Origin of the sequence: Nonomuraea antri (genome assembly GCF_013283785.1) — a bacterium.
GTDB lineage: Bacteria > Actinomycetota > Actinomycetes > Streptosporangiales > Streptosporangiaceae > Nonomuraea > Nonomuraea antri.
This window is the reverse complement of the sequence record NZ_JABCPZ010000099.1, coordinates 1-11,882: the sequence shown is the minus strand read 5'-3', so window position 1 is coordinate 11,882 and position 11,882 is coordinate 1. Positions and strand designations below refer to the sequence as shown.

Below are 11,882 nucleotides of genomic sequence, written 5' to 3'. Positions count from 1 at the left end.
GAATGTCATTCGGGAATGTCGTTCGACAAGCGCGCCAGACGGGCGATCTGCTCGAGCTGGTCGTACTGGGCATCGAGGTCCGGGGCGGCGATCCGGCAGATCAGGTGCTCGGCGCCGGCCGACACGTACGCCCGCAGCCCGGCGGCCACCCGCTCGGCGGGCCCGGCGATCAGGACCTGGATCGTGCGCACAACCTCGTACGGCAGCCCGTAGGTGGCCCGGCAGTAGGCGTCGAGCGCCCGCTCCGGATCCGGCGTGATCAGCACGGTGACGAACAGCGCCGGGGTGACGGCGGAGGCGGCGCGGCCGGACTCGCCCGCGGCCCGCCGCAGCGCCAGCAGGCCGGCACGGTAGTCGGCGGGGTCGGGCGGGTACGGCAGCCACCCGTCGTAGCGCCGCCCGGCACGCTCCAGCGCCGCCGGGGTCGCGCCGGCCAGCCAGATCGGCGGCCCGCCCGGCCGGTGGGACGGCGTGGACTCGGGCAACTCGTCGAAGGCGAGCAGCTCGCCGTGGAAGGACCGCTCGCCGGCCCACATCGCCCGCCACAGCGCGACCGTCTCGTCCAGCCGGGCGAAACGCCGCTCCCACGGTACGCCGGACAGCGCGTACTCGGGCTCGGACCGGCCGGGGAAGCCCGCGCCCACGGTGACGGTCAGCCGGCCGCCCGACAGGTGGTCGATGGACGCCAGCTCCTGCGCGGCCGTGACCGGGCGGCGGAAGGCGGGCAGCAGCGCGGCGGTGCCCAGCGTGACGTGCTCGGTGACGGCCGCCAGCGCCGCCAGCGCGGCCAGCGGCTCGATGCGGGCGCCGAGCAGGGTGTCGTTGGCCCAGAGCGAGTGATAGCCGAGCCGTTCCGCGTGGACGCCGAAGTCGACGAGCCGCCTGGCGTCGTCCCACTGGCGCTGGTCGGTGGGGAGGAGCACTCCCAGTCGGGTGTTCACGGCAAGCGATCGTGCTGGCCGGGGGCTGGGTGCGGCAATTCCCGCGAAGGTATCGCCCCCCGGGCTAGGGACGGCGCAGGGTGCGTGGGGCGTCCCAGCCGTCGCGGGTCCAGGAGCCGAGCACCATCAGCGTCTTGGTGCCGGTGACGCTGCCGGTGCGCCGCAGGCTGTCGATGACCTGCTGCAGGTGGTCGATGTCGCGCACCCGGACGTGGATCAGCGCGTCGGGGTCGCCGGCGATGGTGAAGACCGCCTGCACCTCGGGCAGCCCGGTGGCGGTGCGGACGATCTCGCTGACCGGCGTGGCGCCCGCGTACCGCACCTCGGTGAACGCCTCGATGCCCCAGCCCAGCTTGGCGTGGTCGATCTGGACGGTGAAGCCGGTGATCACGCCGACCTCCTGCAGCCGGTCGACACGCCGCTTGACCGCCGCCACCGACAGGCCGACCTGGGCGGCCATGTCGGAGAAGGTGCGGCGGCCGTCCTCGCGCAGCAGGCGCAGCAACTGGTGGTCGAGGTCGTCGACGTCGATCATGAGAGGCTCCTCGGGGTGAGGGGCGCAAACTACCACGCCGAATCCATCGTAACGCGCAAACTCTTTGCGTCTTTGACCGGATATTTCGGGTGATACTTGCGCACCACTTCGTGGCACTGTTGTCCTGGTCACAACCAGAGAGGAGAGCGCGCGTGAGCACGGTGACGCTCGACGACAAGTACACGGCCCACGACGGCCGCGTGCTGATGTCAGGTATCCAGGCGCTGGTCAGACTGACCCTGGAACAGCGCCGCCTGGACGACTCGCGCGGTCTGAACACCCGCGTGTTCGTCTCCGGCTACCAGGGTTCCCCGCTGGGCGGGGTGGACCTGGAGATGGGCCGCGCCGCCCGCTTCCTCGACCCGGCCGGGGTGGTGTTCCGCGCCGGGCTCAACGAGGAGCTGGCCGCCACCGCCGTGGCCGGCACCCAGCTGCTCGGCCAGGTGCCCGGCCGCCGCCACGACGGCGTCACCGGCTTCTGGTACGGCAAGAACCCCGGCCTCGACCGGGCCGCCGACGCGATCAGGCACGCCAACATGGCCGGCACCGCCGCGCTGGGCGGCGCGGTGGCCTGGATCGGCGACGACCCGGGCAGCAAGTCCTCGACCGTGCCCAGCTCGTGCGAGCCGATGGCGCAGAGCCTGTCGATGCCGCTGCTCGCGCCAGGCTCGGTGGCCGAGATCATCGAGTTCGGGCTGCACGCGGTGGCGCTGTCCCGGGCCAGTGGCCTGTGGGCGGGCCTGAAGATCGTCGCCGACATCGCCGACGCGTCCGCCACCGTGGAGGTCGGCTCCCTGGCCGCCGGCATCCCCGTGCCCGCGCCCGCCGAGCGCCCGGTGCCCACGCTGATCGGCCCCGCCTCGCTGGCGGCCGAGTACGACCTGCTCACCCGCAGGCTCGACCTGGCCAGGGCCTACGCCCGCACGGCCGGGCTGAACCGGGTGACGTTCGACGCGGGCCGGGCCACGCTCGGCGTGCTCGCCTCAGGCACCACGTACGCGGTGGTCCAGCGGGCCCTGGCCGACCTGGGCCTGGACGACGCCGCGATGGACGCGCTCGGGCTGCGGCTGATCAAGCTCGGCATGCCGTTCCCGCTCGACCACGCCGAGCTGACCGCCATGACGGCCGGGCTCGACCAGGTGCTCGTCGTCGAGGACAAGGTCCCGTTCCTGGAGGGCCAGCTCAAGCAGGCGCTCTACGGCGGCGCGCACACCCCGGCCGTGGTCGGCCGCGAGCTGCTGACCGCGCGCGGCACGCTCGGCGCCGAGGACGTGGCCGCCGCGCTCGCCGGCCGCATCGGCGCCGACCGGCTGCCCAGGACGCCCGTCCACCTGCGGCCCCGGCCGCGCAGGAGCCTGCCGCTGCTGGCCGCGCGCACGCCGTACTTCTGTTCCGGCTGCCCGCACAACGCCTCCACCCGCGCCTCCGAGGGCACGCTGGTCGGCGTCGGCATCGGCTGCCACGCCATGATCGCGCTGGACGGCGACAACCGCGGCACCCAGGTCGGCCTGACCCAGATGGGCGGCGAGGGCGCGCAGTGGTTCGGGCTGGCGCCGTTCACCGACGACCGGCACTTCGTGCAGAACCTCGGCGACGGCACCTTCCACCACTCCGGCTCGCTGGCCATCAGGGCGGCGGTGGCCGCCGGGGTCACGATGACGTACAAGCTGCTCTACAACGACGCGGTGGCGATGACCGGCGGCCAGCGCGCCGAGGGGCGGCTCGACGTGCCCGCGCTGACCAGGCTGCTGGCCGTGGAGGGCGTGCGCCGCGTGGTCATCACCACGCCGGAGCCGCACACCTACCGCGACGTGCGGCTCGACCCCGTCGCCTCGGTACGCCACCGCGACGACCTCGCCGACGTGCAGGCCGAGCTGGCCGGGCTCGACGGCGTGACCGTGCTGCTCCACGACGACCGGTGCGCGGCCGAGGAACGCCGGTTGCGCAAGCGCGGCAAACTGCCCACCCCGGCCGAGAAGGTCGTCGTCAACGAGCGGGTCTGCGAGGGCTGCGGCGACTGCGGCGACGTCTCGACCTGCCTGTCGGTGCACCCGGTCGAGACCGAGTTCGGCCGCAAGACCCGGATCCACCAGCCGTCCTGCAACTCCGACTTCAGCTGCCTCAAGGGCGACTGCCCGTCGTTCCTGCTGGTCACGCCGGGCACGAAGCGGCCGGAGAAGCCGATCCCCGAGCTGCCCGCCGAAGTGCTCGCCGAGCTGCCCGAGCCCGAGCTCAGGGTCGGCGCCGACGCGCTGGTCAGGATGCCCGGCATCGGCGGCACCGGCGTGGTCACCGTCTCGCAGATCCTGCAGATGGCCGCGCACCTCGACGGCCGGTACGCGGCGGGCCTGGAGCAGACCGGGCTGGCCCAGAAGGGCGGGCCGGTGGTCAGCGACCTGCGGGTCTCGCCGAACCCGGTCACCGGGTCGCTGCGGGCCTCCAAGGGCACCGCCGACGTGCTCATCGGCTTCGACCTGCTCGGCTCGGCCGCCGACTCGAACCTGGCCGCGGCCAGGCCGGGACACACCGTCGCGGTGGTCAACACCGCCGTGGTGCCCACCGCGGCCATGGTGACGGGCCGGGTCAGCCTGCCCGGCTCACCCGACGAGGCGATCGAGCGCGTCGAGTCGGCCACCCGCGCCGACGGCAACCTCTACCTCGACGCGCAGGGCCTGTCCGAGCGGCTGTTCGGCGACCACATGCCGGCCAACATGCTCCTGATCGGCGCCGCCTACCAGCACGGCTGCCTGCCCATCGGGGCCGACGCCATCGAGCGGGCCATCGCGCTCAACGGCGCGGCGGTGGCCAAGAACCTGGCCGCCTTCCGCTGGGGCCGGGCCGCCGTCGCGCGGCCGGAGCTCGTCCTCGACCCGCCCGCGCCCGAGCAGACGTTCGACCAGGTGGTCGCGGTCCGCACGGCCGACCTGGCCGGCTTCCAGAACGCCGAGTACGCCCGCAGGTACGCCGACGACGTCCGCCGGGTGGCCGCGCTGGCCGCCGAGCGGGCCGGCGACGCGGGCGGCGCGAAGATCGCCCTGGCCTACGCCAAGGGCCTGCACAAGCTCATGGCCTACAAGGACGAGTACGAGGTGGCCAGGCTCCACCTCGACCCGGCCGAGCAGGCCAAGCGCGAGGCCGAGTACGGCAGCGACGCCGAGGTGGCCGTGCTGCTGCACCCGCCGGTGCTGCGGGCCATGGGCATGAAGCGCAAGATCAAGCTGCGCCGCTCGGCCGGGGTCGCCTTCCGCGCCCTGCGCGCCGCCCGCGTGCTGCGCGGCACCTCGCTCGACGTCTTCGGCTACGCCAAGGTACGCAGGATCGAGCGTGAGCTCATCCACGAGTACCGCGGCCACGTCAGGGACGCGCTGGCCTGCCTGACGCCCGGCACCGCCGACGACGTGGCCGAACTCGCCGCCCTGCCCGAGGTGATCAGGGGCTACGAGGACATCAAGCTGGCCAGGGTCGCCGAATACCGTGACCGGGCGGCCACCGCCCTGGCCAAGCTCACCGGAGCCGCCGCGAGGCTGTAGAGGGGAACCCGCCGATACGGCATTGGCGAAAGGGACTCAAGGGACGATCCTGGAGGAACGCACAACCGGGAGGTTTCCTTGCGCTTAGCCACCCCGCTCCTGAGCATCGCCGTCGCCGCCGCGCTCCTCACCCCGGGCGCGGCGGCCGCCGACCCCGCCACGCCCGCCCCTGCCCCGTCCACGCCCACTCCGACCGGGCCGGTACGTGACTTCGGCAACGGCCCCGAACGCAACGAGGAGGCCGCGGGACTGCCCGAGCAGGCCCAGGCCCTGCGCGCGATCCCGCCGGCCGACGAACGCCAATCCTTCTTCCACGACCGCGACCGCGGCTACCCCCGGCAGAACCGGCTCCCGGTCCCGGCGGAGAACCCGGCCGACGCCTCCATCAAGCTCGGGCTGGTGCCGTACCACGCCATCGCGCCCAAGCTCAACGACCTGCAGCGGCGCAGCGACCGGGTGAGCGCGGAGATCATCGCCCGCACGCACCAGGGCCGCGACCTGTACCTCGTCACCGTCACCGCGCCGGAGAGCCGCGCCGAGGCCCGTGAGCAGAACAGGATCCGCGAGCGCATCGAGAACGAGCCCGCCCGCGCCGCCCGCGACAAGCGGCTGGCCGCCAGGTACAAGGCGCCGGTCTTCGTCAACGGCAACATCCACGGCAACGAGTGGGAGGGCGCCGACGCGGTGCTCCGGGTCGTCGAGGAGCTGGCCACCAGCACCGACCCGAAGATCGCCGACCTGCTGTCGCGCACCAGGCTGTACTTCAACGTCACCGCCAACCCCGACGGCCGCGTCAACCTGACCAGGGCCAACGGCGCCGGCTTCGACCTCAACCGCGACTTCGTCACCGCCTCGCAGCCCGAGGTCAAGGCGATGCGCCAGGTGATGATCGACACCCAGCCGGTCGCCATGGTCGACCTGCACGGCTACGTCAACGGCACGCTCATCGAGCCCACCACCCTGCCGCACGGCGCCAACTACGAGTACGACCTGTTCATCACGAACACCTACGCCAACGGGCTCGGCATGGAGTCGGCCGTCAACGCGCTCGGCTACACCCCGGACAAGGACGGCGTGCGCCCGGCCCAGATCCCCTTCCGCGACGACGCCGAGGGCTGGGACGACTGGCCGCCCATCTTCACCCCGCAGTACGCGCCCTTCCACGGCGCGGTCGCCTCGCACACCGTGGAGATCCCGCTGCGGGTCAACCGGCCGGACTACGACCGTGAGAGCCCCGAGGAGCTGCGCCGCCGCTCGGCGATCAACACCGACGTGGCCGCCGCCGCGGTCCGCGCCACCTACACCTTCGTCCAGGCCAGGCACGACCGGCTGATCGCCGACCAGATCGAGGTCTTCCGCCGGGGCGCGGCCGGTGAGCCCGCCAGGACCGTGCCGCTGGGCATCGTGCCCGGCTTCGGCCCCGAGGACGTCTACACCACCACCTACCCGCGCGCCTACGTCATCCCGGCCGGCGCCGGGCAGCGTTCGGCGACCGCCGCCGCGCGCCTGGTCGACCACCTGGTCGCCAACGACGTCCGGGTGGAGCGGGCCGAGCGGGCGTTCCGGCTGAACGGCAAGGTCTACCCGGCGGGCTCGTACGTGGTGGACATGCACCAGCCCAAGCGCGGGCTGGCCAACGTGATGCTGGAGCCGGGCGCGGACATCTCGCCCCGGGTCAACGCCATGTACGACATCTCCGGCTGGAGCCACGGCCTGCTGTGGGGCGCCACCGTGGACACCGTCACCTCGGGCCGCCTCGACGTGCGCGCGGAACCGGTCAGGGCCGCCGCGCCGACCGGCTCGCTGCCGCGCGAGCGCGGGCCGCTGGCGCTGCGGATCGACGACGCCAAGGCGGTGCAGGCGGTCAACGACCTGCTCGGCCAGGGCGTGCGGGTCACGCTCGCGGCCGACGGCGGCGCGGTCGTCCCGGCCGCCGCCCGCGAGGCCGCCAGGGCCGTGGCCGACCGCTACGGCGTGGCCTTCACCCCGGCCACCACCCCAGCCGGCACCCCAGCCGACAGCCCGGCCGGGTCCACCTCGGGCACGCCGCTGTCGCCGGTGCGCATCGCCGCCGCCGTCTCCGCCGACGAGCTGTACACGCTGCGCGAGCTGGGCTTCGCCGTCACCCCCGTCTCCACCGCCGTGCTCAACGGCGGCTTCGACTGGAGCGCGACCGACGTGCTGTACGTCTCCAGCGGGCTCAGCCACGCCGCGCTCAACCCGGCCGCCAGGGCGGCGCTGGAGGCGTTCCTGGCCACCGGCGGCGTGGTCACCCGGGGCAGCACCGGCGCGGCCTTCAACACCGCCGCCGGGCTGCTCACCGCCACCCCGGTGGCCGGCCGCTCCGACGCCAACGGCGTGGTGCGGGTCACCTCCACGACCGGTCCGGTCGGCGGCGGCTCGCCCGAGCACGCGTTCGTCTACTCGCCGTACTGGTTCACCGGGCTGGGCCAGGAGGTCAGGGTCGAGCAGGCGTACGCGGCGCAGGACCCGCTGGTCGCCGGCCACTGGCGGCCCCGCCCGCCCGAGCAGGGCGGCGGTGGCGGCCAGGACGACGCCAAGGGCCAGGCCGCGGTGATCAGCGGCAGGGACGAGCGGGGCGCGGCCGTGGTGATGTTCGGCACCGAGCCGATGTTCCGCAACCACCCCAAGGGCCTGTTCCCGCAGGTGGCCAGGGCGTTGTACTGGTCGTCGTCCGTCACGGGCGCGGCCGTCACCACGCCCTAGCGGCGGCGCGCCGGGGCGCCTCGCCCGCTACGCGCGGGACGCCCCGGTGTCGGTGGTGTCGGCGATCAGCGGTTCGAGCACCAGGTTCGGGTGATCGGACTGGAGCGAGCGCATCCGCCACCGGTCGCTGAAGACCGCCAGCAGCGCGCCGTCGTGGCTGCGGGCCAGCACCTCGGCGCCACGCTGGCGCACCAGGTGCTCGGCCGAGGCCGCGTCGGTGCGCCGGGCCAGCGAGTAGTCGAGCCGGTCGAGGCTGATCTCCGCGCCGAACTCGGTGGCCATGCGGTGCTGCACCACCTCGAACTGCATCGGGCCCACCGCCGCCAGCACCGGCGCCTGGTCGCCGCGCAGGTCGGAGCGGAGCACCTGGATGACGCCCTCGCCGTCGAGCTGGTCGATGCCGCGCCGGAACTGCTTCGACTTGCCCGCGTTGCGCACCCGCGCCACGGCGAAGTGCTCGGGCGCGAAGCTGGGGATCGGCGGGTACGTCACCGCCGGGCCCTCGAACAACGTGTCGCCGGGACGCAGCGCGGTGGCGTTGACCAGGCCAACCACGTCGCCGGGGAACGCCTCGTCGACGGTCGCCCGCTCCTGGCCGAACATGGCCTGGGCGTACTTGGTGGCGAACGGCCGCCCGGTGGCGGCGTGGGTGAGCACCATGCCGCGCTCGAACCGGCCCGAGCACACCCGCACGAACGCGATCCTGTCGCGGTGCGCCGGGTCCATGTTCGCCTGCACCTTGAACACCAGCCCGGAGAACGGCGACTCCAGCGGCCTGGCGCCGCCCGACACGTCTTCGCGCGGCGACGGGGCAGGCGCCAGGTCGACCATGGCGTTGAGCAGCCGGCCGATGCCGAAGTTGGTGATCGCCGCGCCGAACAGCACCGGCGTCGACTGGTGCGACTCGAACTCCTTCTGGTCGTGGTCGGCGCCGATCGCGCCGAGCAGGTCGGACTCGTCGCGGGCGCGGGTCCAGTCGTCGCCGAACTCGGCGGCGGCCTGCTCGTGGGTCAGCTCGGTCTCCTGCGCCTTGGTCGCGCCGCCCGGCGTGCGGGTGTAGCGGATGACCTTGTCGCCGGCGGCCCGGTCGACCACCCCGTGGAACGCGCCGCCCGGGCCGATCGGCCAGGTCACCGGCGTCGGACGCAGCCCGGTGCGCTCGGTGATCTCGTCGAGCAGCTCCAGCGCCTCGCGGCCGGGCCGGTCCCACTTGTTGACGAACGTGATCACCGGGATGCGGCGGTGGCGGCAGACCTCGAACAGCTTCATGGTCTGCGGCTCCATGCCCTTGGCCGCGTCGATCAGCATGACCGCGCAGTCGACCGCGGCCAGCACCCGGTAGGTGTCTTCGGAGAAGTCGGCGTGACCGGGCGTGTCGACCAGGTTGAACACGTGGTCGCGGTACTCGAAGCGGAGCGCCGCCGAGGTGATGGAGATGCCGCGGGCCCGCTCCATCTCCATCCAGTCGGAGGTCACGCCACGCCGGCCGGCCTTGCCGTGCACCGCCCCCGCCTGGGTGATCGCCGAGGCGTGCAGGGCCAGCGCCTCCGTCATCGTCGACTTACCCGCGTCGGGGTGGCTGATCACGGCGAACGTCCTGCGGCGCGCGGCCTGCCTCGCCACGTCGGTCATCGTCTTCTCGCTCCGGTCTCGGTGTGTGGGGCTCTGGGGCTGCGGGTGACGGTCAGCCGCGTTCGGGCACGGCCAGCTCGCCGAGCTCCGACCAGCCGTCCTGCGGGACGGTGGCGTTCACGATGCGTGGCGTCTCGGCCAGGTAGGCCGGCAGGGTCTGCTGGGCCTGCTTGAAGTGCGCGGACTGCACGTGCGCGGCACCGGCCGCGTCGTCGCGGAACGCCTCGACCAGCACGTACTCGTAGGGGTCCGCCACGCTGCGCGACCAGTCGAACCAGAGGCAGCCGGGCTCGGCCCTGGTGGCCTCGGTGAACTCGGCGGCGATCTCCGGCCAGCGGTCGGCGTGTTCCGGCAGAATGCGGAACTTCGCGGTAATGAAGATCATCGAACGGACTCCTACGTCAGCGGCGTTACTCGTCGAGGGTAATGGCAGGCGGGCCGCGGGCGAAAAGCCGAGAGGCCGGCCCCGCGGTGCGGGACCGGCCTCAGCGGAGGTGCGTCAGCCGGGGATCACCCCAGGCCGTTCTTCATGGCGGTGAGCAGTTCGGCGTTGGTGGTGTCGCCGCTGAGCTCCCAGAAGAAGGCCCCGCCCAGGCCCTGGCTCTTCGAGTAGCTCATCTTGCCGCCGATGGTGCTCGGCGTGTCGTAGCTCCACCACTGGTTGCCGCAGTGGGCGTACGCGGTGCCGGCGACGGTCCCGGTGACCGGGCAGCGGGACTTGAGGATCTTGTAGTCCTCGATGCCCTGCTCGTACGTGCCGGGCGCGGGGCCGGTGGCGGTGCCGCCGGGCGCGGCCTGGGTCACGCCGGTCCAGCCGCGGCCGTAGAAGCCGATGCCCAGCAGCAGCTTGCTGGCCGGGACACCCTTGCCCTTGAGCTTCTGGATGGCCTGGTCGCTGTGGAAGCCCGCGATCGGGATGCCGGTGTAGGAGTTGAGCGGGGAGTGCGGGGCCGTCGGGCCCTGCGCCGCCCAGGCGCCGAAGAAGTCGTAGGTCATGACGTTGTACCAGTCGATGTACGGCGCCGCGCCGGCGTAGTCGGCCGCGTCGATCTTGCCGCCGTCCGTGCCGTCGGCCGTGATGGCCGCGGTGACCAGGTAGTTCGCCCCGAAGCGGTTACGCAGAGCCTGCATCAGGTTCTTGAACGCCGCCGGGCCGCTGGTGTCGCAGGTCAGGCCACAGGCGTTCGGGTACTCCCAGTCGATGTCGATGCCGTCGAAGACGTCCGCCCAGCGCGGGTCCTCCACCAGGCGGTAGCAGGACTCGGCGAAGGCGGTCGGGTTCTGCGCGGCCTGGCCGAAGCCGCCGGACCAGGTCCAGCCGCCGAAGGAGAACAGCACCTTCAGGTTCGGGTACTTCTTCTTGAGCTTGCGCAGCTGGTTGAAGCTGCCGCGCAGGGCGCCGGCGTCCCAGGTGTCGGAGACGCCGTCCACGCTCTCGCCCGCACCGTAGAAGCGGTCGTAGTCGGCGTAGCTGTCACCGATGGTGCACTGGCCGTTCTGCACGTTGCCGAAGGCGTAGTTGATGTGGGTCAGCTTGGCGGCCGAGCCGGTGGTGTCGATGTTCTTGACGTGGTAGCCGCGCTGGTAGACGCCCCACTGGACGAAGTAGCCCAGCACCTTGTTGCCGCCACCGCCGCCACCGGTGGTGGTGGCCGACACCTCGTTGCTGTGCCCCGAGCGGTTGTTGGCGGCGTCCTTGGCGCGGACGGTGTAGGCGTAGGTCGTGTTGGCGGCCAGGCCGCTGTCGGTGTGGCTGGTGCCGGTCACGGTGGTGATCAGCGTGCCGCCGCGGTAGATCTCGTAGCCGGTGACGGCCCTGTTGTCGGTGGAGGCGTTCCAGGCCAGCGAGACCGAGCTGCTGGAGACGCCGGTCGAGCGCAGGTTGCCGGGCACCGTGGGCGGCTGGGTGTCGTCGCCGCCGCCACCGGTGGTGGTGGCCGACACCTCGTTGCTGGCCCCGGAACGGTTGTTGGCGGCGTCCTTGGCGCGGACGGTGTAGGTGTAGGCGGTGTTGGCGGCCAGACCGGTGTCGGTGTGGCTGGTGCCGGTCACGGTGGTGACCAGCGTGCCGCCCCGGTAGATCTCGTAGCCGGTGACGGCCCTGTTGTCGGTGGAGGCGTTCCAGGTCAGCGAGACGCTGTTGTCGGTGACGCCGGTGGAGCGCAGGTTACCGGGCACCGACGGCGCGGTGGTGTCGGGCTGGCCGGTACCGGCGGGCTTCCACAGGGCGGCGACGTTCGGCGGCTCCCAGCCGGGCAGGGAGGTGTGGCCTTGACGGCATTCGTAGTCGACACCGTTGTAGGTGACGATGGCGCCCGTCGCGTAGGAGGTGTACGGGGCCCACTCGGCCGCCGCCACGGAGGAGGCGGCGGAGGCGGTGGCGTACGCGCCGGGAGGGACGGCCACGGCCGCGGTGAGCGGCATCACTAACGCCGCCACACCGACCAGGAGCTTGCTCGCAATCGTGTGTCTCATGATGCTCCGACATCCGGTTGGGGGGTGTATGGGGGTGGGATG

7 protein-coding genes are annotated in these 11,882 nt (G+C 72.8%); 2 read left to right on the top strand and 5 right to left on the bottom strand.

The window, feature by feature from the left end; translation table 11 throughout:
• Positions 1–5: 5 nt before the first annotated feature.
• Together HII36_RS28715 and HII36_RS28710 are read right to left on the bottom strand one after the other, a co-directional pair.
• Positions 6–941, bottom strand: a complete 936-nt coding sequence (locus tag HII36_RS28715; RefSeq protein ID WP_173526389.1) for an LLM class flavin-dependent oxidoreductase — start codon at positions 939–941, stop codon at positions 6–8.
• Between the two features lie 64 nt (positions 942–1,005).
• A complete protein-coding gene (locus tag HII36_RS28710) occupies positions 1,006–1,476 on the bottom strand; it encodes an Lrp/AsnC family transcriptional regulator (protein WP_173526388.1) in 471 nt (156 codons plus the stop codon).
• 152 nt (positions 1,477–1,628) lie between these two features.
• Here HII36_RS28710 and HII36_RS28705 point away from each other — a divergent pair, with 152 nt between their 5' ends.
• Both HII36_RS28705 and HII36_RS28700 read left to right on the top strand, forming a co-directional pair.
• On the top strand, positions 1,629–5,006 hold the full coding sequence (locus HII36_RS28705; RefSeq protein ID WP_173526387.1) for an indolepyruvate ferredoxin oxidoreductase family protein: 3,378 nt from the start codon (positions 1,629–1,631) through the stop codon (positions 5,004–5,006).
• Positions 5,007–5,084: 78 nt separating this feature from the next.
• Positions 5,085–7,733, top strand: a complete 2,649-nt coding sequence (locus tag HII36_RS28700) for a M14 family zinc carboxypeptidase (protein WP_217370089.1) — start codon at positions 5,085–5,087, stop codon at positions 7,731–7,733.
• 27 nt (positions 7,734–7,760) lie between these two features.
• Here the strand turns inward: HII36_RS28700 and HII36_RS28695 are convergent, their stop codons facing one another.
• The 3 genes from HII36_RS28695 to HII36_RS28685 all read right to left on the bottom strand — a co-directional run bounded on the left by HII36_RS28695 (position 7,761) and on the right by HII36_RS28685 (position 11,840).
• Positions 7,761–9,365 (bottom strand): peptide chain release factor 3, encoded by a 1,605-nt coding sequence (locus HII36_RS28695; RefSeq protein ID WP_173526386.1) that lies wholly within the window; start codon positions 9,363–9,365, stop codon positions 7,761–7,763.
• Between the two features lie 52 nt (positions 9,366–9,417).
• Entirely contained in the window at positions 9,418–9,750 is a 333-nt protein-coding gene (locus HII36_RS28690) for a putative quinol monooxygenase (RefSeq protein WP_173526385.1), read from the bottom strand.
• A 125-nt stretch (positions 9,751–9,875) separates the two neighbouring features.
• On the bottom strand, positions 9,876–11,840 hold the full coding sequence (locus tag HII36_RS28685) for a glycosyl hydrolase family 18 protein (RefSeq protein ID WP_173526384.1): 1,965 nt from the start codon (positions 11,838–11,840) through the stop codon (positions 9,876–9,878).
• Between the last annotated feature and the right edge of the window lie 42 nt (positions 11,841–11,882).